Genomic DNA, 26715 nt, shown 5'->3' with positions numbered 1-26715 from the left:
CGCGGCGCCGGCGGAGGAAGGAGGGACACATGAAACACGTATTGATCATCTTTCTGACGCTGTCGCCCCTCTCGGCCCTGGGCCAGTCCCCACTCAGCGGCGTTGACATGACCCTGCCCAAAATGACCCAAGCGCAAATGACCCGCGCCGATGTCGTGGCCCGACTTGCGGCTGCCACGGCCGACGCCCCTGCCGATTTCACCAGGGTTTGGCTGAACAATCTCGACTTGTCCGGGTTGGATTTCAGCAACGCGATCCTGCGAGCGACATCATTGAACGGCACCAATTTGTCGGGATCCACTCTGGACGGCGCGATTCTCAGCCAATCCTGGATGATCGGTGCCAACCTTTCAGGCGCATCTCTTGTCGGGGCCGAGCTGTTCCAGACTCAGCTCAGCCGGGCCGATCTGAGCGATACGGATTTCACAAACGCCAGAACAGCCGCCGACTTTACCAAGGCCAATCTGAACCGGGCAGTATTCAAAGGGGCGGATTTTTCGGCCGACATGCGCAACCAATCCATGGGGCTTATGCGCGGCGTTCTGTCCTCGGCTCGTGGATCGGACGTGGATTTCACTGATGCGCAAATGTCCCGCGCCGATCTGGAATTTGCCAAATTGCCCAACGCCAATTTCACCAATGCCGATTTGTCGATGGCAACATTGGGCGGGGCGGACCTGACAGGGGCCACTTTGTCCGGTGCCGATTTTACGAATGCCGATTTGACGGCAACGCGGCTGACTGATGTTCAGGGCGCAGATCAGGCCAATCTGAACGAAGCGAAAAACCTGGATCGGGCCATTCGCTGACCGGGCTATTCCCATTCAAGTTCGGTGAATGCGACCGTTGCATTGCGCGGGTTGTAGGCGTCAAACAAGTCCCAGTGCACCGCTTCTTCCTGAGCGATCGTTTCAACCGCATCCCCCAACCGCTGACCACTGTCGATTGCTTCGCGCGTGTCGCTTTCCAGTACGTTCAAATAGCGCATCATATCCTCGGCCCCTTCAGGCCACGCCAGGATCGGCCCACCATGGCCCGGCACGATTTGGGTGACCTCAAGCCCGGTCATCTGTTTCAAGACGCGTTGCCAGCCGATCAGTTGACCATCCAATGCCGGGGTGTGCCGGTGAAATACAAGATCGCCGGTGAACATGACGCCGGTGTTTGCATCCATGACGGTCAAGTCATTCCCGGTATGTGCCCGCGGCCAGGCCCGCAGGATCAGTTTGCGGCCACCCAGATCAATCTCGTGCGTGGTTTCGACGGCGATGTCGACGGAAATCGGCCCGACGCCCACATAGGCGCTTTCGCCGATCGCGGCGCTCAGGCTTTCGACATAGTTGCCCAACCGGTCCAGCAACGCTCGCTCCAGCCCCACATGGCCAACAACCTGCGCACCTGAAAGGACCAAAGGCTCTGTGCCCAATGTGTGATCGGGATGCATGTGAGTCAAAATTACGTGACTGACCGGCTTGTCCGTCTCGGCCCGAATGGCCCGCCAGACAGCCTCGCCTATCCATGGTGCCGTTCCCGTATCAATCACGGCGACACTGTCCTGGCCAATAACAAACCCGATATTGGACACGTCGCCCAGATTGTCCGCGTCGGGTTCCGCTATCAAGCCGCGATGCACGAACAGACCCGGCGCAGCTTCTTCAAATTCCAGAGCCTGGCCAATGGGTTGACAATAGGGCGCACCGCTGCGCCAATCTGACAGCGGCGGAGGAGTTGTTATCAGCTTCTGCTCGCATTCAGCCTGGGATCGGGCTTCGTAACCCGGCAAAAGTTGTTCTCTGCAAGGCTCTGTCGCAACCTGGGCGCATAGCAAAATCACGGCTTCAAACATGGCAGCCCTCCGACCGGAACATTGGCATAGATCTCTGCCCGAACCACCGCGCCTTTCGTCGGCATGTATTTTCCCCGCATTTTGTGGCACATTCTCGGCCACCGGTTGCCGGAGGAGACACCATGGCCAAAGCACTAGCACCCGCAGCGATCCTTTCTCTTGCGCTGTCCCTGCCTGCATGGGCACAGCAGCCGATCAAAAACCCGCTGGTCGAAGGCGAAACCTGGAAGGATCTGCAATACGATGTCGTGGGCGACGCCCAGATCGGGAACGCGGACACGCTGCTTGCGCTGGACGCCCCTTACCGGGCGCATGATGCCGCAACGGTGCCGATCGTTTTGAAACAGCTTGATCCCGATGTCCGGATTTCCGCTGCTACCGTCGTGATCGACGAAAACCCGGCCCCGATCGCAGGCGTCTTCAGCTTTTCGCCGGCCATGGGTCAGTTGGATTTCGAGATGCGCGTTCGCGTGAACCAATATTCGAATGTCCGCGTGATCGCTGAAACGCCTGACGGGCTTCATATGACGGGCCGGTTTATCAAAGCATCGGGCGGCTGTTCGGCACCGGCCAGCAAAGACCCAGAGGTCGCATTGGCGTCCATGGGCAAGATGAAGCTGCGCAGCTTTGGGGAAGAGGCGCAGATTTCAACATCACGCCGAGAAGCTCAAATCATGATCCGCCACCCGAACTATTCCGGCCTGCAACGCGACCAGGTCACGCAACTGTTCATCCCCGCGCATTTCATCGACCATATCGAAGTCTGGCAGGGGGATGAGTTGCTGTTCACGATGGATGGCGGCATCTCGATCTCGGAAAACCCGGCTTTCCGTTTTGCCTACAATGACAACGGCTCGACCATGTTGACGGTCAAGGCAACGGATACCGAGGGCAACACGTTCGAAAAAGACCTACCCAAAGCTGCGGCCAGCTGACGGACGAGCCTGCGTTTATCGGAAACAGACAACCTCGGCTTCTGCCTGCGCCCGGCGCAGGTCAGCCACCATGTTTTCGGCCAGTACCGCGCTTTTGAAAAACGCCATACGCTCTCCCCCGACCCGACGCATCGACAGAACAGTTTCCGCCTGTTCATATTGCTCATACGGCAGGATCGAAGCGATCAAATCGATCGAGCAGGAACACCTGTCCAGCATCTCGCGGGTTTGACCGTTGGTGACCATGCATGCAAACACGTAATCCGCGCGCGCCGCGGTCGGGTAGTCATTGAGCCGATCCGCAACGCTTTGTGCTGACGCTGCAATGGGCGCTGCCAGAATGCCCGCGACCAGGGCTGTAAAGGTCATGCGGCTGCGTTCCCGAATTTGGCCTGACGTTTTCATTCGCGACCCTCCTGCATTCCTTCAAACCGCATTTCCGATCGATAAACGGCCGTGCCGTCACGTTCGGAAACAGCTTCCGCCACAAGGCTCAGATACCAGCCCGGGACCTCTTCCGACACCGTGACGCGAAGAACCAGGTCTCCGAACCCTTGCATCCGGTCGCGGTTCGGATCCTCGGCGAAAGGACGCATGAAAATGGTCCGAACGGGGATAGTTTTGCCACCAATCGCCGCCTCGCCCTCGACGATCTCGGCAGGTTGAACCAGCGCATCTTTGATACGGTTTCTGATGTAAAACGGGCTGCCTCCGGCGGACTCGGCCATATCCCGGATGGCGCTTTCATAGAAAACCATGATCATCGGATTGCCGACGCTGGCCGGAAAAACACCCATGGCGCGGTGTTTGTCATCTTGGCGAAATTCAAGATGGGCCATCTCGTTCCCGTCATCCGAAAAACTGAGAGAGATAAGACCGGTATCACGTTCCGCCGCATCGGGTCTTATCCGGTTTGTGACGGTACGCTGATAGATCAATTCCTTGTCACGTTCGATTGTGTCCAGAACGCCATTTTGGAACAGCAAATCATAGGCTTGCTCGGCATCAACCGATGCCGCGGATACGGCATTCAAACTCAGAAACAAAACGGCGATGCCGCAAATAAGCCTTCTCATGACCTGGCCCTCCCAAGGATGAGAGTATGGGCAAATCGCCCCATGTCATCGCCGACTTTTGTCGGTGTTGAGCGTTTGCGCGTGCAGGGCATTCTGTATTTTCCAAAAGATCAAAGACCGCAGCCGAGGCAGCTTGACCGGTTTCGCCATAACCGAAATTTCATGCCGCAATCCGTCTTTGCGCAACGCTTCGCTGCGATCAGCCGTGATCAGAATCGCCGGAACTTGAGTCTGCGTCATCTCTCGGATCCGGTGAATGGCCATCACGCCAGTTTCCCCATCATCCAATTGATAGTCGGCCAGAATGATATCCGGGGGCATTCCTATGTCTTTTATGAATTGCAGCGCTTCTTTCGGTGACCGGGCCGGCAGAACACTGGCGCCGTTCTGTTCCAGCCACTGCGTTGTTCCAAAAAGAACGTCACGGTCGTTTTCAATCACCAGAATGATGAAATCCAACGGCACGTCGCCCGTATTGGCCAGAAGATCCAAGGGTTCGATGGTGCTTGGCCCGGTTTCGACCCTGTCCATTTCTATGCTGAACACTGAACCAATGCCAGGTTTGGACCGCAGCGACAGCTTATGACCCAACAGCCGGCAGGCGCGGTCCACGACGGACAAACCCAGCCCCATGCCGGACCCCAATGGCACGTTTTCGGCCCGCGTGAATTCCTCGAACACGCGCTCCTGGTCTTTGCGTGCGATCCCGATACCCGTATCCCAGACCTGCAAAATGACCTTGTCGCCGCGCCTGCGGCACCCCACCAGAACCCGACCACCCGGTTCGGTATACTGTATGGCATTCACGACCAAATTCTGGATCGAGCGCAACAGATAGACCGGGTCGGATTTCACGATTTCCGAACACGGAACCACATCAAGCGTCACATTCTTGCTCTCGGCCACCAGCGTTTGGTCGCCCTGTATCCCTGCAATCATCGTAGCGAGGCTAACTTCTGTCGGTGAGACCGTGTCCGGGTCAGCGGTTTCAAGCCGCGATATATCCAGCAATGAGTGCAACAGTTGTTCAGCAGATCCAAACGCACCGTCCAAACGCTCCATCATCTCATGAAGCTCGGTTTCACGCGTGATCTCCAGCAGGGTCGAGATCATGAGTTTCGCGGCATTGATCGGTTGAAGCAGGTCGTGGCTGGCGGCCGCAAGAAATCGCGTCTTGGAAGAAACCGCAGCTTCGGCGCGTTCCTTTGCGATCCGCAGCGCCTCTTCCACCCGCGCTTTTTCTTCGTATTCCTGAACCAGCTTGGCGTTGGCATGGGTCAACTCTGCCGTGCGTTCCATTACCCGGTTTTCCAGGGTTTCGGTCGCGCGTGCTTCGAACGTTACGTCTTTCAGCTCGACCAGAAAACCACCATCCGGCAGTTGGTTGACCTGAATGTCCAATACGCGGTCTGATCCGTCGCGCACACGTTTGCGCAACCAGCCTCGGCTTTTCAGCTCGTGTTGCCATTTGCCGATCCTGAGTTCATCATCGGCCTTGATCAACCCACGCGCCCGCATCAAATCCAAAAGCGTTTGCACTGGCATATTTGCCTGCAAGACGGAAAGCGGCAGGTTCAGTATTTCCCGGAACCGCGCATTGTGCATCATGATCTTCGTATCTGATGAAAACGTGCAAACGCCTGAGCTCATGTTTTGGAAAACCGCCTTAAGGTAGTCCTCCTGACGGTCAATAAGGGTTTCTTTCTCATCACGGTTTCTGCGAACAACGGATGTGATATCGGTCAACAGAATGACCACATTCTGAGGCGACGTGTATTGTGCGCTGAGTTGATACCAACGATCCCCAATCAGTTCGATCACGTCGCTGGACACCATCCCGGTATGGCAATTGCGCTCAAGCGTATCCAGCATTTTCGATATGCCATTGTCGGACGATACGAATTCGGGGCTGTTCTGCACCAACAGAAAAAACCGACCCAGGCTGAGGCCGGGCCCGACAATATCGGACATATCAGGGAAGATCGCCTGAAACAGCTCGTTGCACAGGTTCAATTCACCATCCGTGAACAGCGCAAACCCTTCTTCCATGGAAGACAGGGCCTTGACGAGGCTCTTGCGGGTTTGTTCGCGTTCGTACCTGGCGCTTTCAAGTTCGGTGGTCGCGCGTTCCAGATCGCGACTCTGCTTCATCACCTGCTGCTGCAACTCTATCGCCGACTGAAACGCCAGAAAGGCGGACGGGCCTACATCTTTCTGACGGTTGGCGCGCCGCATCAGCGCATCAATGATCTTGGCCTGTTTGGATATCTGGATCTCTGGCGGGTCGTCCGGATTAAGCATGGTCAGCTCAGTTCCCGCTTTTCGGGTTCAAAGAAAGCGACCCCTACAAAGGTCTGGTTCATGTGTACGCCGGATTGCTGCTCTCCGTAGGTGTTGAAGCCAACCACCCGGTGGGATTGCAAAACATCCGAAACCTGTTTGCTCAACTGCTTCTGTTCGATTTCGAGTTTCCGCAGAATACAGTCGAATCCAAGAATGAAATCCGGGGCCGCGCCGGTGTTGTCGCGCACATTCAGTCCAGCTTCGAGCGTTTCAATGATCTCCTTCCCGCGCCCCAGTGTCATGATAAGGCCGTCATCGATCGCCGCTAGAAAAGACAGGGATCCCCCCTCCATCGGTTCACGAATGGCACGCACATAGTAATTGAGGTTCTGCCTGAGAAGCAGCGGGTTTTCCGCGAATACCAGTGGCGAAAGATCGTCGGCCGCACACCCAACCAATCGTGCATATTCCTGCGCTGCCGGCGCCCCGTTGATCTCATACACCACGCGTTCTTCCGGGTTGGCGTCGGTGATGATGATCTCTGACCCGATGGGCAGGAAATGATCAAAACCGATACCCTGAAAACCAAGGTTGGTTTCAATCAGCAACAGGACGGCAGCATTGTTGTGCGCACTGCCACCGTGAAAAACGAACGTCTCTTCATATTGAAGGCCATCCCCGGCAGAGCCGCCGAATATCGGCAATCCATCCAGAACGGTTTCCAGCGTTGAGACCAGCAAGTCTTCCTGCTTGGACAATCCATCCGTAAACACCAGCGCCAGCCTGTTCCACCCCGCCGTGTGGCGGAATCTTTCGGCCAGTCGCTGCGCTGCGGCAGCGATCTCCATTGAATTGAGCGGCCTGAGCGACTCGAACAAAATGGACGAACACCGAAAGTTGGACTTTGGAAAGGCCAACAGCAAAAGCGCATGCGATTCATAACCCGATCGCGTGATTTGACCTGCGGTGGTGCAGCCAAAGACTGGAACACCCGCAAGTCTTCTGTTCAGGCAACGTGACACCTCTGCCGGGTCAAGAGTGCTGGGGACAAAGGCCAGTACAAAGCAGGACGACAGACTATCGATTTCCGCGCAGGCTTCTTCAACGGCGGTCGTCGGGTCCAAATCATCGGAACGGCCAATCACAATGAAATTCGGTTCATGCTCCAGATCCCGCATGTGTCCCCCCTAGTGTTGAAGAAAGGATTTGACCTCCGGTTCGTGTCGCGACTGTCTGGCGACAACCGAGTCGACCAGAACAGCGGCCTGGGTCCGGTTGCGCACCCCAAGGCGGCGCAGCAAAGCGGTGATATGCGCCTTGACCGTCGCCTCTGCCAATGACAGCTCATAGGCAATCTGTTTGTTGGATTGGCCCACGCAGATAAGCTTGAGAATTTTGACCTGCTGTGGCGTCAGTGATGAAAGCTCGGGGCTGGATTGGTAGACGGTGCTTTCGGAGGGCTTCAGCTCTTCGACGCGGTTGTATTCGGTGGGCACGTATCTCCGCCCAGAGGTGATCTCCTGAATGGCGTGTTTCAGGGTTTGCGCCGGCGTATCTTTCGGCAGAAATCCCATCGCACCGTGGTCCAGCAAAGATCTTACCAGCTCTCCGGATGCCAGGGACGATATCACCAGAACCGGCGCATTCGGACAGCGCTGCCGTAGCTGCTGAAAACCCGAGATACCCGTTACGTCAGGCAATTTCAGATCGAACATGATCAGATCGGGCTTGAAGCCTGCGCCAAGTATTTCAAGTGTCTGCTTCAGCGTGTTGGCTTTTTCAATTCGGCAGTTCTCGAAACTCAGCTGCAATGCCGCGGCCAACGCATCGCTGAACAGCGGATGATCATCCACGATAAGCACGCTGGACACCTGGTCCACCGGTTTAGGGCATCCCGCAATGTGCATTGCTTCTCCTCCGACAGGAAAGGTACAGCATTTCCCGATCAGTTCAACTGTTTCATTTTGAGACATGCGAAAGATACCATAGATAACAAATGCTTGATGACTCAGCCCGTCTGGTTCCTGAGGAAGACCCTGGCAAACGCGTTCAAATCGGGCGCCGCAGCATTGGGATCAAAATACTGCCTGTCAAAGTCTTGCATGTGTTTGAGTCGACTGGATGAAGGGCCGTCACGGCGCAGGATGGCAGAAGCCGCTTGCCGCAGCCTGTCTGCGCGACCAGCCCTGGCACTGCGTCGCAATTCCCGGGCCAACGGGTCAAAAACCCCAAAGCGACGCAGTGCCCTTGAAACGGCCAGTTTGTGACCGGACAGCCCCAACCCCAAACCGGCCAGAAAAACGACAATGGCGATTGCGGCCATTGGCCAACCCAACAGCGTTGCTGGTGGCGCATCTGCCTCTGCGCCGCCAAGGCCTGCGTTTTCGATGGCCGTGCCATAGGCAATGCGTTGTGGTGAGATGACGACCTCTCGGGTTTCACGGGCCACGGTATCAAAGTAACTGAATTGCAAGGGTTCAACGATGCCGGACGTGTCGTTCGAGGGGCGTATGGTCCAGCGCCAGAACGCATGGGTGACCGGCCCTTCCGGGGTCAGTTCGACAAGCCGTTTCTCAGGATGCGGGAAGATCAGGGCCGAAGGCGAGGTCAACTCGGGCATGGGCGGGATCATCTCGGGCGTCGCGCCCAGGGCTTCCAGTCGAATGACGCGCAAGACCCCCTCACCCGACGCAAGTTGATCCGGCGCATTCGACCACTGATCGGAAATCTGCAATTTGCGAACCGGAAACCACCACTCCTTGGTGGCCGGGGCTTGCGCCACCTGAATGGTCAGCGGCTCTGATTGAATCTCGTGTTCGAACCAGTCGTCATTTTCGTCTGTCAGGGTCAACCTGTGCACAAACGGACCAATTGTAAGCTTGCCTGCCTCGACAGGATAGATCGCCATCCGTCGGGTGAACACTTTGTATTTCCGGCCATTGATCCTTTGCTCCGACCAGCTGTCCGGGCCCAGTTGCGCCCAGCTGAACCCATCCAAGCGGGGTTGGATCAGCTCTTCGCGCGTGATGTGCCGACGATAGACACCCCGGATCGTCAACAGCACCATCTCTTGGGTGAACGGAACCGGGGCATTGTCTTCGATGGCAACTTCGATCAACGCCTCGGACGGCAGCACTGTTTTCGACTGCGCCAAAACCTGCAACGGAAATGCAATAAGAAGCAGAAACAGCCACTTCATTCCGGGTTCTCCGCTTCTGGAGGCGAAAGACCAAGCTTTGCCCGGCGTTTGTGTTCGTGTGCGATCCGGGCCGCCATGAACTCACCCGGAACATCGGAAAGCTGATTGAGCCAGCGCAGATCGGCAACCATGAACTTGTCATCAAAGATGCGGCGCACGCCCAGTTGCCCGCGACTGTCCAATTCCGCCAGTCCCAGCATCGTGTTCGCGTTCGTGACCTCACTGCCGGTTCCCGCCGCCCGCGCATTCCCGCGCGCGACAAAACTGTCGGCCTTGGGGCCGGATTTGCGTTCGGGGAAAAGGCTCAACGCCTCTGGGGTGATCTGCTGCCCTGCGTAATAGGCGGCCAGCACATCGAAATTCGCCTGAGCATCCAGGTTTCCCCTGGCCATGGCCTGATCATAGGCTTCCAGCGCGGCGGCCAATTGGCCGGTCCGGGCGTAAGCATTGCCGAGGTTGTAATGGTTCCCGGCGCGCTCGAAAGCACTGGCCGCTTTGTCAAAAACGCCCGCACGGTAGAAGGCGACACCTTGCCAGTCAGGGTCGGAAAACAGCTTTGCAGCCATTGGATACAGACCGATTGCCAATGCGACGCGGCCAAAGGGGGCAGCGCCGCCCAGCGCAAAGGCAACGGCAATACAAGTGGCACCTGCAATCGCGAACCACCTCATGCCCCTTCCCTCCAGAACAAAAACAGCAGGGGGAGCAGTGCGAAATACAGCATGTACCGCCCCAGATCATGCCAGAACAGCACCGGATAGTCCGCCCGTATCAAGCGGGTTGCGGCATCATCTGCCAGCCAATTGGCCAGATCATCTGACTGGTCCAAAGTGAAGACAGCGCCACCGCCGAGCGCGGCGTGGGTTTGGATTTGCGCAGTCGTGGGGTGAACCGACACCAAGGACACGCGCACCCCTCGTGCGGCAAGCAATGCGACCCGCTGCAATGAGGGTGATCCCAGCCCGTCCCCGTCAGTGAACAGGACGACGTCCCCGGCCAGGATGCCCGCCCCTTCCATCCGCTGCAACGCCAAAGCCAGCGCGCGTTCGGGTCGCGATCCCTTGTCCGGAACGGTCTGACCATCGATGAGCGACAGCGTTTGTCCCAATTGGCGGTGATCGGTGGTCATATCCGTGGCGACATAGGCATCACCCGCGTAAACGATGATGCCGCCGGGGCGGGACCCAAGCGCACTGACACCCAAACGCCCCATGCTCAGCAGTTGCGGCCAGCGGTCGTCTTCCACCACGCTGTCTGATGCATCCACAAGGAACAATACGCCATCCAGATTGCGATAGGTCTGCGCGTCGCGCCGTTCGATTGCAGGGCCGGTCAAGGCAGTTGCGATGATGCCGGTGGTCAGCAGCAAGGCGGCTGGTTTAACCGGGAAGGAGCCGCCTTCGATCCGGCCGATCGCGGCCATCGCCTGGACAAGCTGCGGGTCGGTGATCTTGTCCCAGGCTCCGAACCCTCCGGCACGGGAAAGCAACCACCACCCTGCCCCGCAGATGACAGGCAACAAAAGCCCCCAGGCCGGTCTGAGCAGAGTGACATCCAGCTCAATCATCACGCTTGCCTCCACGCCGCCAACAGGGCAAGCGCGGCCGCCATTGCTGCGGGCCAGGTCCAAAATGATCGGTAGACCTCGGCCGTAAGGCCCGCGCTGTCCGTCGCTTCCAGCCGATCCAAGGCTTGAGTCACGTCGACAAGATCATCGGTGGTTTTGACGCGAAACGCTTCGCCGCCGGAAATTTCGGCAATGGCGCGCAGGGTTGTCGCATCGACGACGCCGCGCTCACCAGGTTCGGCGCTTTGCAGGTCTTTCGGGCCCAGAGCAATCGTATGGACCCGCACCCCGATCTCGGCCGCCAGTTCGGCCACGCCACCGGGATTCGTAGCGCCCGCGTTGTTCACCCCATCCGACAACAGAATGACGACCCGCGACGCCGCCTGGCTGTTGGCCAGGCGCTTCAAAGCAAGGCCCAGACCATCGGATATGTTTGTCGCACGGCCCGAGATACCGATCGTGGCCTCTTGGATCCGTCGCGCGACAGCCTCTGTATCGAAAGTGAAAGGCGTGGCGAAATAGGCTTCGGATCCGAAAACAATCAAGGCCACCCGGTCGCCGGCGCGGCGTCGGGCGAACTCGGATCCAACGCGGGTCACCGCCTGCAAACGGGTGATCTGGTGCCCATCGAGATAAAAGTCCTCCCGCACCATCGATCCCGAAAGATCCAGAACAATCGCAAGGTCCCGTCCGGACACTTTCAAGGCGCTGACGGGTTGCAGTTGGCGCGGACCGGACAGTGCAAAAATCATGAGCCCCCAAATGATCCACAAAATCAGGAGGTCCGCCAAAGTCCGGGTCCTGGCCTGAGCCTGTGGGCTGGCCGCCATAAGCATTCCACCTATGCGGTCCGGAACTGGGAACCCCCGCTCGAAAACCGGCCGCGGCTTGACCAGACGCATGATGACAAGAGGCAATGGCAGCGCCAGCAAGATCCAGGGGTCAGCAAGCTCAAACACGACCCGCGACCTCCTCTTGCAGGGTCGCCAGATCCGGTTCGCCGCCGGGTTGATAAAGATCACCCGTCAACTCTGCATAACGCTTCGGATTCTGAGCGCGCAGTTTGTGCAAAAGAGCCACCCTGCGGCGATCCACGGACCACCCCGGTTGTTCAGCAGATTTATCAGGTGGATCCGGCCGCCTGTTTGCCGCGGTCCTGACACTCAACAACCGCAAGATTGCGACACAGCCGACCGAGGCCAGCGCCGCGATACCAAGAACAGCCGCGTATTCCGCAACCGCCCCGCCTGCGGCCTCGGCGGGCAAATGGATATCCCGCAGGCTGGCCAGCATCGTGGCTTCAGAGAGTGCTTTCTCACTCATGCCACATATCTTGCCGCGAAAACCGACGAAATGCGACGAGAGGTTTGTTCGACCGGGTCACTAGCATTCAGGACAAGCGCGGGATGTGCTGCCACCCTCTGAAACGCAAGTTCACCGGCAGGCTCTGCCCGGGCCAGATAGACCCGCTTTTGCCGCCCATCTGAAAGGCGGATCGGATACCAGCCTCTTGGCATCTCATGCGCTTTGCTTTCGGTCACAAGCAGCAGTCTGGGGGTGCGGCGATGATCGAGCCGGCCCAGCACGTCCGAAAAGCCCTCTCCCTGCTGATCGAAGCCAGACGCGATGATAATCTCGGCCCCCGTCGGCGTCAGGCGCTCAACGCCGGCAAGTGCCTGTTCCAGCGTCCAGCTTTCATCCTCACCTTTTTGCAGCGCGGTCAGACTGCGCGCATGAGCCTGAACCAGGCCACCGATCACGTCCAGCATTCCGCGCGTTTTCCCTCTCAACGGTACGATGACGGGTGCGCCGGGGGTAAGCGCCAACAGACCAACACGCCCGCCGCTTTCAACCATGAACCACCCGATCAGGGTCAAGGCTTCGGCGGCAGCGACTGACAGAAACGCCCGCTGGATGCCCCAGAACATCGGTGCACGAAAATCCGCAACCAACAGGGCGACGCGGTCCTGTTCCTCCTGAAACTGCCGGATATGCATACGCCCCGTGCGGGCGGTTGTTCCGCGATCCAAATGACGAATGTCATCCCCGTCCACATATTCGCGTACATCTGCAACCTCGACGCCCTGACCGCGCTTTCGGGTCAGAAATCCTCCGGGCAGGGCCGTCATTGTCGGGTTGCCGTGGTCGGTCACTGCGATATGCCGCAATGCAATCAAGGCCCCGGTCGTCAGGCGAACCCCCGCATGTGCCAGCACCCCCGTCACAGCGGCTCGACCGCATTCAGAATGTCGGCCACCAACTCGCGCGGTCTTTTCCCATCTGCAACGGCTCTCCAGGTCAGCACCATACGATGGGCCAGCGCATCGGGTGCAACAGCGGCGACATCTTCAGGCAGGGCGAAATCCCGGCCCCGCAGATAGGCGCGCGCGCGCGATGCCGAGGCCAAGGCCAATGACCCACGCGGCGAGACTGCGTGTTCAATATATTCGGAAAACGGACCTTCACGGGTCGCAAGCACAAGCCGTACGATATAGTCCCTCAATTCTGGCGCGACGTGAACCGACTGGGCTTCGGTACGGGCAATCTTCAGTTCCTCAAGCGTCATCCGCTGCGCGTCCGGAGGCCCATTCCGGGTTTCGGCGATGACCAGATCAAGGATCTCACGTTCCGTTTCCAGATCCGGCAATGTCAGTACGACATGCAGCAGAAACCTGTCCAACTGCGCCTCGGGCAAGGGAAAGGTTCCATCATGTTCAATGGGGTTCTGGGTCGCCACGACCAGAAAGGGATCCGGCAGGGCGTATGTTTCATTACCAACCGTAACCTGATGTTCTGCCATGGCCTCCAGCAAGGCGGACTGCACCTTTGGCGGCGCGCGGTTGATCTCGTCAACCAGCACCAGCGTGTGAAACACCGGCCCCGGAACAAATTCAAAGCGGCCTTCCTGAGGCTGGTAAACTGGTGTTCCGGTCAGATCAGAGGGCATCAGGTCAGGTGTGCATTGAATACGGGCAAAGCCGCCCTCGACAGCGTTTGACAGCCATTTGACCGCCCGTGTCTTCGCCAGCCCGGGCGGACCTTCTACAAGAAGATGGCCACCTTCCAGCAGCGCGATCAAAAGGGAGTCCACCAGATGCGCGTGACCGATAAGCCCCTGCGACAGATACGCGGACAATCCCGCAATGGCGCGTGGCGGGTTTTCAGGCCTCGTATCCATATGTCCTCCCATAGCATCTGAGGGCGCATTGCCTGCGCTCAGGCTACCCGGAGTCACCCGCCCGACAAAACACGTCAGATGGTATTACCTGGGCACACGAACCGAATTGGTGCAGCCTTCATCAAAAAGGGCTGCAAATCTGGGATTGGCGAGGGTTTCGTCCGCCTGCGCCCATAGCCGATCATATTGGGTGTCAATGTATTCGATAAAGCCGGGGTCTATGGTTTGATCCACCGGGGATTGCGCGACAGCATGCATCATAAAGACGTCAAACGCACAAAGACCGCTTGGGTTCGAAGCCAGCAATGCGCGCATGAAGTCGTGCGAACTCCAAGGCAGGCGCTGCAAGTTTACCGGCGTTTCCTGCAATTTCGACAAGAACCCTGACGATTTGTCATATAACAGGATGTCCATGCCAAAGGTGAAGGACTGAAACAGCTCTTCCAGCAGGATCGATTTGTGAAAATCCCTTTCAAGCTTGCTGGGCCGATCATGCGCCGGTTGTTTCACCACAATATGGGTCCCCTGCCCCCGATGACCAAAAAAGGTCTGTGCCATCGCCGGTGATGTCACCACATAGTTTCGACCCGCAGGCAAACCAAGCTGGTGGAGTTCGCTGAGCCAGTCGATATCTGACGAAAGGTCCCGATTGGGAGGGTACCCGGAATACAATCGCAAAACCACGGTTCGACCGGTTCCACAATCGCGCGCAGACGGGCCAGCGTAGCGCATGGGTGTCGGGTGGCCGAAGCTGTGTTTCAGCAACGCCCGAAAGGTATCAAGAACGACAAGCGTTTGCGGATGCGGTTTTTCACCGACCAGGCACAAGGCTGCACCGGCCTGATCGCGGCCATTGATGTGCACGGGGATCGCCATGTCACGCCCCAGCATCGTGGACCGCAGCTCATACCCCCATCCTCTCTGTGCAAGTTCGATATAATCGCTCTTCTCTGCACAAAGCGCGCCTGCAAAAGCGACAATCGCCAATATTTGCAACAACAGATAGCGCATTCAGCCCCTCTCAATGTGACGCACATTCTATCTGGGATACGGGTCTCTCGCAAAATTCATTGAGACCCGCCTCGATGGGAATGGCGATCCTTTTAGCCCACCAGCTGAGCAACCTGCTGAACCGGAAAGAGCGACCTGGCGTGAATTGAAATTGCTGATCATGTTGACCAGTTCCATTCCCGCAAGGACGTATATTTTTGTACCGACGGACTTAGACCATAGCATTGGCTTTGCCAGACATTTGTTGAACCGATGGCCTTGCTCAACAATGCTATCAGGAAATTTCAACCTTACGTTTTCAATTGGGGCCGAAAGCCATCCGCACGTTAAACTCAGGCGCATCAACCGCCAAAACTTTGCAACAGAGCCCCCGTCAAAGGGCAATTTTTCACATGAGCGATGGGGTCGCGGATGTTGCGAAGGAGTGTTTCGGTGATCACTGTTGGGTCTTTCTGCTATGACGGCGCTTTGCGGGTAATGGCCTCGGCCATTTCCGCCAGTGCGATATGGGTGGTGTCCTTGATGCCGTCCACATGGGGGTCGATTATCCCATCGGCAGAATTGATCAGCCCGTTGGCGGTCATGACCTTCAACAGGCGGGCTTCCATCGCTGGGGTGTGGATCAGGCGGGCGTCGCCTGTGCGCATGGCCATGGCCGCGCAAATCGCCGTGCAGCCCCAATTCGAAACCGCAGCGGTCATCAGGATATCGGCGCCAGAGGTCGCGCCGATCCCACCGCCGCATGCGCAATCGCCGGGGGCAGCAAAGGGAACGGCGATTTTCACGATATCGGCGACCAGCCCCATGCCGATCTCGTTGCCGCCATCACCCACAGCCAGCGTCGGGATACCTCGCGCCATGGCAGCATCGAACAGCATGTCGATGCGCGCCCGGCCTAAGCCGTAGTCGCGCCCACGCATGTTGTAATAGATGCCGTTTTCGTTGCGCCCCACGCGTTCGGTCGAGACCATGATATCGGGCTTGAGCTGATTCAGCATCTTGGCCGCCGCAACGGCGCCCTCGGCATCTGTCACCGGATACGGCAGCAAGGTTGCGCAGGCCATTGAGCCATCCGCACTGGCCTTGCGCGTCGTCTCAAGATCCACGATCGCGACGCCACAGGCCTGCAGGGTAGCAGCCATGGGCGGGATCAGCGTTTCCTCGATCACCAATACGCAGGTTGCTTTTCGGGCGAGCCAAAGCGCGCGAATGAGGGCCGCCGCCCCGGATGGGCCATCGTTTTCGCCCAAAGCCGGAGACAGCCACGCCCGCGACACGGAACCCGTGGTGACGATTGCCGTCCCGCTTTCGGGCATGGCAAGCAGCAAATCCGCCGCGGCGCCGCACAACGCTTGGCCCGCCAGGGCGCGCGAGGCGTCATAAAGCGGCTCGATCCCCCGGTTGCCGAGGTCGAGGTTCACCAGCCGGTCCAGCCTGTCATCATACTTTGCGAATTCGCTCATGACTCGTCTCCGAACAAAACCGCCGTGAACCACGCGTCATCGTCAAGCCTGTGCGACACTTCTTCTGTGGCCGCGTCCAGCGCCGACACCAAAGCAGCAACCCCACCCACGGCGGCCACAGCTCCGGCGGTCGGTTTCAGGCGTAGCGAAACCCTTCCGCCCGGCGCGCCATGGGTGTTCACGGTCAAAACGCCGTGCTCTTTCAGCAATAGCATACCAACGGCCGCTGTCGCCTCTGCCGGGACAATGTCAGTCTTGTCCCGTCTTGCCAGTGATAGCACCCGCGCTAACACGTCCTCTTCATCCAGCATCGGCCCCAGATCAGACCGCTGCACAACCTCTGCACCCCAGGCCCCGGCCATCGCTTCTGCAATGGACGCGCCGTCGCTTGCCTCGATTCGCAAATCTTCCGGGTCAAAGGCCTGCAGGCTGCGCATCGCGCCGGCCGCTATGGGCGCGCGTGCCTCCTGGCCCAGTTCCGACGCCTTGGCAAGCGTGGCCAGTACCGGCGTGGACGCCCCACAAAGGATGCCCGCGCGCGGGCCGCACAGGCCCGCCTTATCCGCATTCGTGATGGCTATGTCCGCTCCCATGGAAAGGCTCAGCGCTCCACCATGCAGCACCGGGCGCAGACGCGCGCCATAAGCTTCGTCCATGAACACGGTGGCGCCCGCGGCCCGCCCCTCAGCTATAGCGCGGCTCGTCTCAGCGTCCGGCAATCGCGCCAACGTGCTTGTGACAGTCGTGATCACCACCAATGCGGGCGCGTGCGTGGTTATCGCTGGCCCTGGGTCCGCCGATCCTTCGATTTCCACAAGCTCAACGCCCGCCAGCCGACATCCGCGCACAACCGATGCGTGGCTGCGGTCCTTATCGGGCACCACGGAGACCACGGGTCGCCCATCGCATAGCGCCAATATGGCCGCCACAATACCTGCACTTGTGCGGTTGGTGACAGCGACCGTATCCCCGCCCCCAAAATGCGCGATGGCAGCCTGGGTCAGTTCCGCTGAAAACAGGCCCGGTCCCACCCATTCTTCGCAATAGGTCGACAGATCATCCGGTTTCAGCGGAAAGTAACGCGGGTTACCTGTAAAAATCCCAATTCCGTCAGCCCCGCGCGTTTCCAAGACCTCTGCCGCTACCGCTTGCGCATGGCGCAGCCGGCGGATTTCGGTCGCGCTGGAGGACAAATATCGCCCCCGCGCATAGCCGACCGAAGCGTCAATCATGTTCCCGAATCGGTCTGTTTCCATGCCTACAGCGCCACGGTCACGCACTTACGATAGGTATAGGCCTCAAGCGCGCCTTCGATAGAATATTCGCTGCCCATTCCGGATTGCTTGATCCCGCCGTAAGACATCCCGGGGATTTGCCCGCCACCCTGATTGACCTGCACCCAGCCGGCCTCCAGCGCGCGGGTCATGCGGATGACGGTGCTCATGTCGTGGCTGAAAATGAACGCCGCCAGCCCGTAATGCGTGTCGTTGGCCTGCGCGATCATATCGGCCTCATCCTCCCACGGGATTGCGACCAGGACAGGGCCAAACACTTCTTCGCGGGCAATCCGCCAAGAATTGTCTAGCCCCGTCAGGATTGTGGGGATCGGATGAAACCCATTGTCTGTAGCCTTTGGCGTTTCGCCCGTCAGGAATGTGGCGCCTTGCTCTTCGGCCTCAGCGACATAGGCACAAATCTCAGAGTAGCGTTCTTCATTCACCACGGCCCCGATGTCGCTGTCTTCATCCAGCGCATCGCCGATTTTCATCGCAGCGGCTTTTTCTGCGACCAAGGGCATCAGGTCATCCCAGACAGATTTATGCACAAACAGGCGAGATCCGGCTGTGCAGCTTTGCCCCTGACGTGCAAATCGCATGGCATTGACCACACCTTGCGCCGTGGCGTCGATACGCTCTGGTGCGCAAGCGTCGGGAAAGATGATGCAGGGGCTTTTGCCCCCCAGTTCAAGCGTTACATTGGCCACCCGATCCGCCACGGAATGAGCCACCAGTTTGCCCACTTCGGACGATCCGGTGAACGACACTTTCGCGATACCGGGATGATTGACCAGCGCCGCGCCGGCCTCTTCCCCAAGCCCGGTGACCACGTTGAAGACACCTGGTGGAAAGATGTCGGCAGCCAGCTCAACCAGCCTCAGAACGGCGAGTGGCGCATCTTCGGCAGGCTTCAGGACGATGCAATTGCCCGTGGCCAGCGCCATGGAAATCTTCACCGCGCCGAGTTGCAAGGGCGAGTTCCATGGGATGATCGAGCCGACAACGCCCAATGGCTCGCGCGTGGAATACGACATGAGCCCGGGGCCAAAGGGAAGCGTTTCGCCCTTTTGCTCACCCGCAACACCGCCATAATACTTGAGCACACCAGCCGCGCCCATCGCTTCGCCCCGTGATTGTGTGCGGACCGCATTGCCACTTTCGGCGGCCAGAACGCGGGCGACCTCTTCGGCATGTGTGGTCAGGCGGTTGCCCAGTTCGGTCAGCATTGCGCCGCGTTCCGCGGCAGGTCGCGCGGCCCAGTCCCGGCGCGCCCGTTCAGCGGCGGCAACGGCAAGGCTTATTTCTACTTTGGTCCCCCGGCCAACCTCGCAGATCGTTTCGCGCCGCGAGGGGTTTTCAACTGCCAGCATCTCTCCGCTTGCGGGCCAATGCCATTGCCCGTCTATGAAGGACCCGGCCAACCCGTCTGTGGGCAAGGTGTAATCCAGAATTGCCATATGTTATTCCTTCTGGTGCTCGGGCAACGCCCGAAGCGTGGTGTAAAAGGCCGAAAAGTCGCGGTCGCCGCGCGTTTCGGCAAATATTGTAAAGGCTTTGGCCGCCTCGGCCCCAAAAGGCGTGGGCTGTCCGCTCGACTCTGCCGCCGCCTGAGCAAGTTGCAAATCCTTTGCCATCAGGCGCACGGCAAAGCCGGGGTCAAAGTTGTTGGACGATGGGGCGCCGGGAACCACACCGGGAATCGGGCAGCGATTTTCAAGCGTCCAGCTTTGCGCCGCGGCCCCCGCGCACAACGCATAGAATTTGTCGAGATCGAGGTCCAAGGCATCGGCAAGCGCAAATCCTTCCATCACCGCCATCGCGGTAATACCGCAGATCATGTTGTGACTGGCCTTCGCGGCCTGCCCCGTTCCGGGTCCACCGAAATGGGTAATTTTGGAGCCCATTGCCAGCAGGATTGGTTGCGCCCGTTCGACGTTCGCCGCGTCTCCGCCGACCATGAAGCTAAGTGTTCCGGCCTCGGCCCCAGCAGGGCCGCCGGAAACGGGCGCGTCTAGCATTGCCAACCCATGAGACATCGCCTCAAAGGCGAGCGCATGCGCCGTGTTCACATCAATGGTCGAACAATCGATCACCAGCGCGCCAGGTTTGGCAGCCGCTCGGATCAGTGTCTCATGAACGCGCGCGACGTGATCGGCTTCTGGCAGCATGGTGATAATGACCTCTGCCGCTGCGATGGTATCCGACGACGGCGCGATCGCACCGACAAACGCTTCACGCATTTCGGGGCTGATATCCATGCCCGTTACGTCATGGCCTGCGTCCCGCAGAACTTGCGCCATCGGACGGCCCATCGTGCCCAAGCCAATAAACGCAATCCTCGCCATGTTATGTTCACCCCGCCGAAGTCGTAGAACGTCAAATGCTGGTCTGTAGTATTGCGCAGGAAAAGCCGACGTTTGCATGAAAGATTCTGGTCTGAGTGCGCGAATTTTCGAATTGCCATTGCGTGAGTTTGCGCAATCCTTGCGTAGATTATTCTTCCAAGGACCGCCCGATGGCCCGCAGAATCCGCTCAAAAACCGACCGTCGCGCGCCCCGCATCACTCCGCCTCCACAGGGTGGGCGGTTTGCGCCACTGGATGCTGCTGCGGTTGATCGGATCGTGCAGGCCGCGTTTGATATCCTTGCGCGGACCGGGATCGCAGAATGCCCCGATGCCATCGCAGCGCAATTCGTCAATGCCGGGGCAACCAGACGTTCGGATGGGCGGGTCTGCTTTTCGCAATCGATGGTGGAAACCGCCATTGCGCGGGCGGCGAGGCGCGTAAATCTACCAGGGTTTGTGGAGGATATGGGCCTGACCGTTGGCGGCGGCCGTGTGCATATCGGAACAGGCGGAGCGGCGACAGAGGTTCTGGACAGCGCCACCGGCGAGTTTCGCGGTGCCCAGCTGTACGATCTCTACGATCTTATGCAGTTGGTGGGACGATTGCAGAACATCCACTACGGTTTGCGCCCGGTGATTGCACGGGACATGGACCAGCCCTTGCTGCTGGACCTCAACACCGGGTTTGCCTGTCTCAGGGCCTGCCCCAAACCCATCGGGATCAGCTTTGACAGCGCCGCGCATCTGGATCCGGCTATCGCCATGTTTGATATGTCCCTGGGCCACGAGGGCGCCTTTCGGGCGCAACCCTTCTGTTTCGGCGTGATCGTGCATGCGGTCTCGCCGCTGCGCTTTGCGCCCGAAGGGTTAGAGATTATGCAACGGGCCATGGCCCACAGAATGCCGCTGCAGATCTGCACCGCGGCACAGGCGGGGGCAACCAGCCCTGTCACTTTGGCGGGCGCGCTGGCGCAGGGTCTTGCGGAAACGCTGGCTGGGTTGATGGTCGTCGACGCCCTCGAGCCGGGGTATCCCTGCATCTTTGCGTTCATGCCATTCATTTCCGATTTGCGCACCGGTGCAATGACAGGTGGATCAGGCGAAGCTGCCGTCGCCGCCGCTGCCGCCGCGCAATTGCTGTTGCATCTAGGCTTGCCGTCAACCGCTTCTGCGGGAATGACCGATGCCAAAACCCCCGATGCGCAGGCGGGGTATGAAAAAGGGTACACGGTGGCTCTTGCAGCGCAAGCCGGGGCAGACATGATCAACCTGTCTGTTGGCATGCTCGGGTCCATCATGGCCGCCTCGCGCGAGGCATTGGTGATCGACGATGACATGTGTGGCGCGATCCTACGGTCGGTTCGCGGGGTCGAGTTGACCGAAACCGCGATCGACCTCAGCCGGATCGAAGCCGTGGCGACCGGCGACGGCCACTACCTGGGCGAGGCGCAGACACTGGAACTCATGAAATCCGAATACACTTATCCGAGCCTCGGCAACCGGCAGAGCATTTCGGATTGGAAAGATGCCGGGTCGCGCACGATCTGGGATGTCGCTGTTGATCGCAGCGCCGAGATGTTGCGCGAGCCACCAACCCATTTGCCCAAGGACCGGGAGGCCGCGATACGCGCCGCTTTCGATATCCGATTGCCCGAAGGAAAATAGCCCCATGAAAGACACTGCCCGCGTTGTTGTGATTGGCGGGGGGGCCGTTGGCACCTCAATCCTGTATCATCTCGCTTTGGCCGGCGTAACTGATACGCTTCTACTTGAGCGCAACGAACTGACCTCCGGCTCGACCTGGCACGCAGCCGGCAACATCCCGACCTACGCGACTTCATGGCTGGGAATGAGGGCAGGAAACTACGGCTGGTCAACCTATAAAGATCTGGCCGAAAAGGTGGGCAGCGCGATCACCTATCGTCATACGTCGGCGTTCTGGCCTGCCCATACGCCGGAACGGATGGACCTGTTCCACCATCTTTGCGGAATTTCGGAAAGCGCAGGCTTCGATCTGCAGATGCTGAGCCCGTCCGAGATGGACAAGATGCACCCGTTCTGGCATCCGGACGAATCCGTTCTGGGCGGTATTCTGGACCCTTACGAAGGTGACATTGACCCCAGCCAGCTAACGCAAGCGCTGGCCACGGGCGCGCGGGATCTGGGCGCGCAGGTGGAACGCTTTGCGCCCGTGAAAGCCATTGACCGCACGGCGTCAGGGGAATGGCTGGTCACTTGTGCGAAAGGCACAGTAAAGGCAGAGATCGTCATCAACGCAGGTGGCTTTTACGGCCGCAAAATCTCCGAGATGGCAGGATTGCCTGCCCCGGTGGTCACGCTCGAGCACCAGTATCTTGTGACCGAACCGCTCAAAGCGTTGGAGGATCATGCCGATCTTTTCCCACTGGTGCGTGACCCCGATATCCGCTTCTATCTGCGCCGCGAACGCAACGCTTTCCTTGTTGGTTCCTACGCCCATGATGGTCGCCCCGCGTGGGAGGAGGACGGCCCGCCGGATGACTTTGCGCATCAGCTTTTCCCCGACAGTGTTGAGGATATTCTGGATGTGCTGGAGGCGACGATGGTCCATGTGCCGCTGCTTGGCGAAGCGGGCGCGCAGCGGTTTGTCAACGGCCCCATCGCCTATGCCCCCGATGCCCTGCCGCTGGTCGGCCCGGCGGCGGGTGCGCCGAATTTCTATCAAGCGACTGGCGTGCAGGTTGGCATCACCCATTCGGCCGCTATCGGCAAAGCGATGGCCGAATGGATCACCGAAGGCGAAACAGAATGGGACCTCAGTGCGTGGGATCCGCGCCGCTTTGGCGATTGGACCACGCAGGACTATGCCCATTCCCGTGCCTCACAACACTATGATCTGCAATATGCCATTCCGTTTCCGCATCGGAACATGCAGCGTGGCCGCCCGGTGCTATGTACCCCGCTTTATAAACGCCTGAAGGATCAGGGCGCCGTCATGGGCCAGATCGCCGGGTGGGAGCGCGCCTTCTGGTTCGAAACCGATGCGATCAAGGACAATGGCGATGCCGACCTGTCCTTCCGCCGCGAACCTTGGCAGGACGCTGTCGCACAAGAATGCAAAACCGTGGCAAGAAGCGTCGGCGTCATGGATCACGGCGGTTTCACCAAATACGATCTGCGCGGCCCCGGCGCTGAGGCGTTCCTATCCAGCGTCCTGTGCGGCGGTGTTCCGAAACCGGGACGCGTCCGGCTCAGCTATATGTTGACCCCCAAGGGGCACATCTGGTCAGAAGCCACCGTTGCGCGACTGGCAAGTGACAGGTTCCTTCTATGTGGCCCGACCCTGGCCGATCTGCGAGACTTCGACTGGCTGAACACCCACCTACCAGCAGAGGGCGTCACACTAAGCCGCGGCTACAAACACGATGCCGCTTTGATGGTCATGGGCCCCAAATCGCGAGAGGTGCTTGCCCCGCTGACCGATGCAGACCTCTCTGCCGCTGCTGCCCCGTGGCTATCAGTGGCCGAGATCACGCTGGCCGGCTTTCCTGTAACCGCGATGCGCGTATCATACGTCGGTGAGCTGGGTTGGGAGTTGCATCTGGCCTCCGAGCACCTTGTAGCGGTCTACGACACGATCGTGACGCGCGTGAACGAGGTTGGCGGCTGCCAGTTCGGCTCCTACGCGCTGAACGCGATGCGGATCGAAAAAGGTTATCACGGATGGGGTTCGGATTTCGGCACGGAATATACGCTTTACGATGCAGGTCTGGGCCGGTTTGCCAATATGAAAAAGGGGGAGTTCATCGGACGCGACGCGGTCGAGCGGCAGTCTGGCGAGGAGGCCAACTGGGAATGGATCGGGCTGGAAATCAGTGACGACAGCCCCGAACCGCTTGCCTCTGATCCGATCCTGAAGGATGGCGAATGGATCGGGTACGTGACCTCAGCCAGCCAAGGCTATCGCACCGGAACACATTGTGTTCTGGCTTATATCAAGCGCGGATCACTGGGTATGGGGGCCGATTGCACGGTGCGTGTGCTTGGCCAGCCCCGCAACGCTCGGCGGCATAATCCCCATGTCTATGACCCGGACAATCTGAAAATGAAGGCCTGAACGACTAAAGGCGTCTGTATGAATAGGCACCTTTTTCTTTTGTCTGAAACTCAATTGGGCCGATGCGACGAAATTGCTGATTTCTTACCGTATTGGCCGCGTTCTGGATGAGCCCCAGGCGCGCCCTTTCACCTCGGCCCGGACATCGTCCAAGGTGGCTTTCAGGATCGCAGTTGCCTCGTCGATCTAATCTTCGTTGATAATCAACGGCGGCAAAAAACTAATCGGATCGGGCGGGACGGACCGTAAGTGCAGCCCCGCGTGTGGGCGCGATCCTGCACCATTGTCCCCACCTTCAGCGCCGGATCCCACAGCGCACGCGTTCCTTTGCCCTGCACCAGTTGAATACCGCAAAACAGACCGATCCCGCGCACATGACCGATCAGATCTATGTCGCCATAGATTTTCAGCGCCTCCGACACGACGGCGGCACCGACAGGGTGACCAGCATAGGTGAACCCGTGGCCCAACACGCTGGATGCGTCTGAGGTCAGCATCAGATCGTCAAAGAAATCCTGCCGGAACATGATCGCCGATATCGGGAAAAACGCAGCGGTCAGCGCCTTGGCGCAGGTGGTGATATCAGGGGTTAGATCGAAGGCCTCTACGCCCCAGTAATGCCCGGTGCGGCCAAAGCCGCAAACGGTCTCGTCCACATGGAAATGAATGTCATACTTCCGGATCACGGTCTGCATCGCATGCCACTTTCCCTTTGGCGGGCGGATCGCACCGCCGCCGGATTGCATCGGCTCAGCAAAGAAACGCGGCGATTGTGTCTGGTCCCGCCTCCAGCACGGTGGCTTCGAACTCAGCCGCCATTCGGGCAGAGAATTCCTCCTCGGTTTCACTGGCCTCGGCATTTAAATAGTAGTTCGACGTCGACAGCTTGAGAAAATCATGCATCGGCAGACCAAAGCCCGCATGAATGTGAAGCTGGCCGGTCAGAGCACCGCTGCTTTCGACGTTAGTGCGCGCGCCAAATCCGCGGCTCTTGGATGGGACCTCCCGCAAAATGTCGGCGCGAAAGGCAGTTCCTGCATCTGATCCATGGCCGCCCGCGCCAGCCGGTCGTCATGATTACCCAATGACACGCATCCCAACCCGAAAAAGCCGTCTATGATGCTTTGCCCATCATCCGTTTCAATCCGGACCCCTTGGCCGCGCGTCACCATCGCGGTGGGGCTATCTTGCTGATGCAGGCGGGCGTTCGTCTGTCCATGCACATGGAACTGACGGTCCCAAGCGCGGGGTGAATCGACGTCTGCGAGCTTGTCCATATGGATCTTGATCATCTGTGCCGGGGGTATTCTTGGCGAAAAATTATTGAGCAACACTCGCGTTAATCGTAGGTTTTCATGAACAACTTTCATGCAGAGATCAGTATGGAAAATCCCCGACTAGACATCCGCCACCTGCAGATGATCCGCGCCATTGGGAAAACCGGTCGCGTCGTTGACGCGGCCGATGAGTTGGGCCTGACACCGTCAGCGCTGTCCCACAGAATCCGCGAAGCAGAACGCAGGCTGGGTGTGCCCCTGTTTGAACGCATGCACAAGCGTTTGCGCATGACGGCTGCCGCCGAGTATCTTGCCCGATTCAGCGACAAGTTTCTGAGCGAGATGTATGTGATCGAAGATGAAGTGCGTCGGATGAATGCGGGCATTGATCACGTCGTGCGCATCGCGGTGGAAAACTACAGCGCCTATCACTGGTTCCCCGCGTTTCTGCAAATGTTTCGCGCTAAACACCCAGCGATCGATATTCAGATAATGGCTGGTTACCGTCGTGACATGGTCACATCGCTTCTGGACCGTCAGATTGACCTGGCCATCGTCGCCGGAGAGTCGAGCCATGCAGCGACGCGGTCGTTGCATCTCTTTCAGGATCCTCTTGTATTCGTGTGCGCGCCAGAACACCCGCTGGCCGGGGCTGCATCGGTATCTGCACGTGATATCGAAGGGCAAAGGTTTATCACATTCACCAAGATCCCCGAGCCTGATCAAGAATTTGCAAGGCTGTTTCGTGCAGAACGTCGCTATCCCAACTGGACTGCAGCCGTCGAGTTGCCCGAAGCCATCGTCGAATTGGTTGCTGCAAACCAAGGTACAAGCATTCTGGCGCAATGGGCCGTCTCGCCACATGTGGCGTCCAAGCGTATTTTGGCAATACCGCTTGGCCCCGATCCGGTGCTCATGAATTGGAGTTGCAAGTTCCGCACAGACGAGCCTGAGGATGGGCCGGTGCTCCGCGTCGCGCATGCGCTTCAGGACTGGGAAATCGCTGGAAGGGCGTCTCGCCCCGCTACTGTGTCTTCGACAAGGATCAGCGCGTCACCCATGCCGCAATCACCGAGAACAAGCGCCTTAGTTCCGTCCCGGAGTTCATCGAAGAAGAACAGGACAAAGCGCCACTGAAGAAACGATGTGCTGGCAAACAA

At 58.8% G+C, this 26715-nt stretch carries 26 protein-coding genes; 5 read left to right on the top strand and 21 right to left on the bottom strand.

The window, feature by feature from the left end; genetic code table 11:
- Positions 1 to 29: 29 nt before the first annotated feature.
- Positions 30 to 809 (top strand): pentapeptide repeat-containing protein, encoded by a 780-nt coding sequence (locus GS620_RS07270; protein ID WP_171170149.1) that lies wholly within the window; start codon positions 30 to 32, stop codon positions 807 to 809.
- Positions 810 to 814: 5 nt separating this feature from the next.
- Here the strand turns inward: GS620_RS07270 and GS620_RS07265 are convergent, their stop codons facing one another.
- Complete coding sequence (locus GS620_RS07265) at positions 815 to 1846, bottom strand: quinoprotein relay system zinc metallohydrolase 2 (protein ID WP_171614917.1); 1032 nt, start codon at positions 1844 to 1846, stop codon at positions 815 to 817.
- 122 nt (positions 1847 to 1968) lie between these two features.
- On the opposite strand from GS620_RS07265, the gene GS620_RS07260 reads away from it, so the two are divergent.
- A complete protein-coding gene (locus GS620_RS07260; RefSeq protein ID WP_171614915.1) occupies positions 1969 to 2781 on the top strand; it encodes a quinoprotein dehydrogenase-associated SoxYZ-like carrier in 813 nt (270 codons plus the stop codon).
- Between the two features lie 15 nt (positions 2782 to 2796).
- Here GS620_RS07260 and GS620_RS07255 read toward each other — a convergent pair whose 3' ends face one another.
- From GS620_RS07255 to GS620_RS07175, 17 genes are all read right to left on the bottom strand, one after another.
- On the bottom strand, positions 2797 to 3150 hold the full coding sequence (locus GS620_RS07255; RefSeq protein ID WP_171170302.1) for a hypothetical protein: 354 nt from the start codon (positions 3148 to 3150) through the stop codon (positions 2797 to 2799).
- 32 nt (positions 3151 to 3182) lie between these two features.
- The gene (locus GS620_RS07250; RefSeq protein WP_171170142.1) at positions 3183 to 3857 is read right to left on the bottom strand and encodes a hypothetical protein; all 675 of its coding nucleotides are present in this window, start codon (positions 3855 to 3857) and stop codon (positions 3183 to 3185) included.
- Positions 3858 to 3902: 45 nt separating this feature from the next.
- The gene (locus tag GS620_RS07245) at positions 3903 to 6158 is read right to left on the bottom strand and encodes a PAS-domain containing protein (RefSeq protein ID WP_171170140.1); all 2256 of its coding nucleotides are present in this window, start codon (positions 6156 to 6158) and stop codon (positions 3903 to 3905) included.
- A gap of 2 nt (positions 6159 to 6160) precedes the next feature.
- Positions 6161 to 7318 (bottom strand): FIST N-terminal domain-containing protein, encoded by a 1158-nt coding sequence (locus tag GS620_RS07240; RefSeq protein ID WP_171614913.1) that lies wholly within the window; start codon positions 7316 to 7318, stop codon positions 6161 to 6163.
- A gap of 9 nt (positions 7319 to 7327) precedes the next feature.
- The gene (locus GS620_RS07235; RefSeq protein ID WP_171118293.1) at positions 7328 to 8047 is read right to left on the bottom strand and encodes a response regulator transcription factor; all 720 of its coding nucleotides are present in this window, start codon (positions 8045 to 8047) and stop codon (positions 7328 to 7330) included.
- 101 nt (positions 8048 to 8148) lie between these two features.
- Entirely contained in the window at positions 8149 to 9339 is a 1191-nt protein-coding gene (locus GS620_RS07230) for a BatD family protein (RefSeq protein WP_171614911.1), read from the bottom strand.
- Positions 9336 to 10010 carry a tetratricopeptide repeat protein gene (locus tag GS620_RS07225; RefSeq protein WP_171331222.1) on the bottom strand — a complete coding sequence of 225 codons (675 nt, stop codon included), beginning with the start codon at positions 10008 to 10010 and terminating at the stop codon, positions 9336 to 9338. Before GS620_RS07225 ends, GS620_RS07230 begins: the two co-directional genes overlap by 4 nt.
- Entirely contained in the window at positions 10007 to 10906 is a 900-nt protein-coding gene (locus GS620_RS07220; RefSeq protein ID WP_171615312.1) for a vWA domain-containing protein, read from the bottom strand. The genes GS620_RS07225 and GS620_RS07220 overlap by 4 nt, the downstream gene beginning before the upstream one ends.
- Positions 10906 to 11865 carry a VWA domain-containing protein gene (locus GS620_RS07215; protein ID WP_171614909.1) on the bottom strand — a complete coding sequence of 320 codons (960 nt, stop codon included), beginning with the start codon at positions 11863 to 11865 and terminating at the stop codon, positions 10906 to 10908. Before GS620_RS07215 ends, GS620_RS07220 begins: the two co-directional genes overlap by 1 nt.
- A complete protein-coding gene (locus GS620_RS07210; RefSeq protein WP_171118282.1) occupies positions 11858 to 12229 on the bottom strand; it encodes a hypothetical protein in 372 nt (123 codons plus the stop codon). The genes GS620_RS07215 and GS620_RS07210 overlap by 8 nt, the downstream gene beginning before the upstream one ends.
- Positions 12226 to 13122 carry a DUF58 domain-containing protein gene (locus tag GS620_RS07205; protein ID WP_371809778.1) on the bottom strand — a complete coding sequence of 299 codons (897 nt, stop codon included), beginning with the start codon at positions 13120 to 13122 and terminating at the stop codon, positions 12226 to 12228. The genes GS620_RS07210 and GS620_RS07205 overlap by 4 nt, the downstream gene beginning before the upstream one ends.
- A gap of 5 nt (positions 13123 to 13127) precedes the next feature.
- On the bottom strand, positions 13128 to 14084 hold the full coding sequence (locus GS620_RS07200) for a MoxR family ATPase (protein ID WP_171614907.1): 957 nt from the start codon (positions 14082 to 14084) through the stop codon (positions 13128 to 13130).
- Between the two features lie 84 nt (positions 14085 to 14168).
- The gene (locus GS620_RS07195) at positions 14169 to 15095 is read right to left on the bottom strand and encodes a hypothetical protein (RefSeq protein WP_171614905.1); all 927 of its coding nucleotides are present in this window, start codon (positions 15093 to 15095) and stop codon (positions 14169 to 14171) included.
- A 455-nt stretch (positions 15096 to 15550) separates the two neighbouring features.
- Entirely contained in the window at positions 15551 to 16558 is a 1008-nt protein-coding gene (locus GS620_RS07190; protein ID WP_171118276.1) for a glutamate cyclase domain-containing protein, read from the bottom strand.
- Positions 16555 to 17814: an aminotransferase class I/II-fold pyridoxal phosphate-dependent enzyme gene (locus tag GS620_RS07185; RefSeq protein ID WP_171614903.1), complete on the bottom strand. Its 1260-nt coding sequence runs from the start codon at positions 17812 to 17814 to the stop codon at positions 16555 to 16557. Before GS620_RS07185 ends, GS620_RS07190 begins: the two co-directional genes overlap by 4 nt.
- Before the next feature lie 2 nt (positions 17815 to 17816).
- Positions 17817 to 19292, bottom strand: coding sequence for an aldehyde dehydrogenase family protein (locus GS620_RS07180; RefSeq protein WP_171614901.1), 1476 nt, complete (start codon positions 19290 to 19292; stop codon positions 17817 to 17819).
- A 3-nt stretch (positions 19293 to 19295) separates the two neighbouring features.
- Entirely contained in the window at positions 19296 to 20180 is an 885-nt protein-coding gene (locus GS620_RS07175; protein WP_171614899.1) for an NAD(P)-dependent oxidoreductase, read from the bottom strand.
- Between the two features lie 170 nt (positions 20181 to 20350).
- On the opposite strand from GS620_RS07175, the gene GS620_RS07170 reads away from it, so the two are divergent.
- Positions 20351 to 21847, top strand: coding sequence for a trimethylamine methyltransferase family protein (locus GS620_RS07170; RefSeq protein WP_171614897.1), 1497 nt, complete (start codon positions 20351 to 20353; stop codon positions 21845 to 21847).
- A 4-nt stretch (positions 21848 to 21851) separates the two neighbouring features.
- Entirely contained in the window at positions 21852 to 24278 is a 2427-nt protein-coding gene (locus GS620_RS07165; RefSeq protein ID WP_171614895.1) for an FAD-dependent oxidoreductase, read from the top strand.
- Positions 24279 to 24481: 203 nt separating this feature from the next.
- On the opposite strand, the gene GS620_RS07160 is transcribed toward GS620_RS07165, so the two are convergent.
- The 3 genes from GS620_RS07160 to GS620_RS07150 are packed head-to-tail and all read right to left on the bottom strand — an operon-like array spanning position 24482 to position 25648.
- Positions 24482 to 24973, bottom strand: coding sequence for an aminotransferase class III-fold pyridoxal phosphate-dependent enzyme (locus GS620_RS07160; RefSeq protein WP_253283823.1), 492 nt, complete (start codon positions 24971 to 24973; stop codon positions 24482 to 24484).
- A 55-nt stretch (positions 24974 to 25028) separates the two neighbouring features.
- Positions 25029 to 25181 (bottom strand): hypothetical protein, encoded by a 153-nt coding sequence (locus tag GS620_RS07155; protein WP_171118265.1) that lies wholly within the window; start codon positions 25179 to 25181, stop codon positions 25029 to 25031.
- A gap of 38 nt (positions 25182 to 25219) precedes the next feature.
- Positions 25220 to 25648 carry a hypothetical protein gene (locus tag GS620_RS07150; RefSeq protein ID WP_171614891.1) on the bottom strand — a complete coding sequence of 143 codons (429 nt, stop codon included), beginning with the start codon at positions 25646 to 25648 and terminating at the stop codon, positions 25220 to 25222.
- Between the two features lie 12 nt (positions 25649 to 25660).
- On the opposite strand from GS620_RS07150, the gene GS620_RS07145 reads away from it, so the two are divergent.
- Complete coding sequence (locus GS620_RS07145) at positions 25661 to 26692, top strand: LysR family transcriptional regulator (RefSeq protein WP_171614889.1); 1032 nt, start codon at positions 25661 to 25663, stop codon at positions 26690 to 26692.
- Positions 26693 to 26715: the final 23 nt, after the last annotated feature.

Source organism: Ruegeria sp. HKCCD6428, from assembly GCF_013110595.1.
Lineage (GTDB): Bacteria > Pseudomonadota > Alphaproteobacteria > Rhodobacterales > Rhodobacteraceae > Ruegeria.
This window is presented reverse-complemented; position numbering and strand designations above follow the sequence as displayed.

Excerpts from the sequence above, each read along its gene's own strand:
- GS620_RS07150 (WP_171614891.1), bottom strand. The coding sequence starts at position 25,648 with ATGAAAGTTGTTCATGAAAACCTACGATTAACGCGAGTGTTGCTCAAT.
- GS620_RS07165 (WP_171614895.1), top strand. The coding sequence starts at position 21,852 with ATGAAAGACACTGCCCGCGTTGTTGTGATTGGCGGGGGGGCCGTTGGC.
- GS620_RS07230 (WP_171614911.1), bottom strand. The coding sequence starts at position 9,339 with ATGAAGTGGCTGTTTCTGCTTCTTATTGCATTTCCGTTGCAGGTTTTG.
- GS620_RS07240 (WP_171614913.1), bottom strand. The coding sequence starts at position 7,318 with ATGCGGGATCTGGAGCATGAACCGAATTTCATTGTGATTGGCCGTTCC.
- GS620_RS07190 (WP_171118276.1), bottom strand. The coding sequence starts at position 16,558 with ATGAGCGAATTCGCAAAGTATGATGACAGGCTGGACCGGCTGGTGAAC.
- GS620_RS07160 (WP_253283823.1), bottom strand. The coding sequence starts at position 24,973 with ATGCAGACCGTGATCCGGAAGTATGACATTCATTTCCATGTGGACGAG.
- GS620_RS07250 (WP_171170142.1), bottom strand. The coding sequence starts at position 3,857 with ATGAGAAGGCTTATTTGCGGCATCGCCGTTTTGTTTCTGAGTTTGAAT.
- GS620_RS07235 (WP_171118293.1), bottom strand. The coding sequence starts at position 8,047 with ATGCACATTGCGGGATGCCCTAAACCGGTGGACCAGGTGTCCAGCGTG.
- GS620_RS07185 (WP_171614903.1), bottom strand. The coding sequence starts at position 17,814 with ATGGAAACAGACCGATTCGGGAACATGATTGACGCTTCGGTCGGCTAT.
- GS620_RS07220 (WP_171615312.1), bottom strand. The coding sequence starts at position 10,906 with ATGATTGAGCTGGATGTCACTCTGCTCAGACCGGCCTGGGGGCTTTTG.
- GS620_RS07210 (WP_171118282.1), bottom strand. The coding sequence starts at position 12,229 with ATGAGTGAGAAAGCACTCTCTGAAGCCACGATGCTGGCCAGCCTGCGG.
- GS620_RS07155 (WP_171118265.1), bottom strand. The coding sequence starts at position 25,181 with ATGCATGATTTTCTCAAGCTGTCGACGTCGAACTACTATTTAAATGCC.
- GS620_RS07265 (WP_171614917.1), bottom strand. The coding sequence starts at position 1,846 with ATGTTTGAAGCCGTGATTTTGCTATGCGCCCAGGTTGCGACAGAGCCT.
- GS620_RS07200 (WP_171614907.1), bottom strand. The coding sequence starts at position 14,084 with ATGGATACGAGGCCTGAAAACCCGCCACGCGCCATTGCGGGATTGTCC.
- GS620_RS07180 (WP_171614901.1), bottom strand. The coding sequence starts at position 19,292 with ATGGCAATTCTGGATTACACCTTGCCCACAGACGGGTTGGCCGGGTCC.
- GS620_RS07175 (WP_171614899.1), bottom strand. The coding sequence starts at position 20,180 with ATGGCGAGGATTGCGTTTATTGGCTTGGGCACGATGGGCCGTCCGATG.
- GS620_RS07255 (WP_171170302.1), bottom strand. The coding sequence starts at position 3,150 with ATGACCTTTACAGCCCTGGTCGCGGGCATTCTGGCAGCGCCCATTGCA.
- GS620_RS07195 (WP_171614905.1), bottom strand. The coding sequence starts at position 15,095 with ATGCGCTATCTGTTGTTGCAAATATTGGCGATTGTCGCTTTTGCAGGC.
- GS620_RS07260 (WP_171614915.1), top strand. The coding sequence starts at position 1,969 with ATGGCCAAAGCACTAGCACCCGCAGCGATCCTTTCTCTTGCGCTGTCC.
- GS620_RS07145 (WP_171614889.1), top strand. The coding sequence starts at position 25,661 with ATGGAAAATCCCCGACTAGACATCCGCCACCTGCAGATGATCCGCGCC.
- GS620_RS07170 (WP_171614897.1), top strand. The coding sequence starts at position 20,351 with ATGGCCCGCAGAATCCGCTCAAAAACCGACCGTCGCGCGCCCCGCATC.
- GS620_RS07225 (WP_171331222.1), bottom strand. The coding sequence starts at position 10,010 with ATGAGGTGGTTCGCGATTGCAGGTGCCACTTGTATTGCCGTTGCCTTT.
- GS620_RS07245 (WP_171170140.1), bottom strand. The coding sequence starts at position 6,158 with ATGCTTAATCCGGACGACCCGCCAGAGATCCAGATATCCAAACAGGCC.
- GS620_RS07270 (WP_171170149.1), top strand. The coding sequence starts at position 30 with ATGAAACACGTATTGATCATCTTTCTGACGCTGTCGCCCCTCTCGGCC.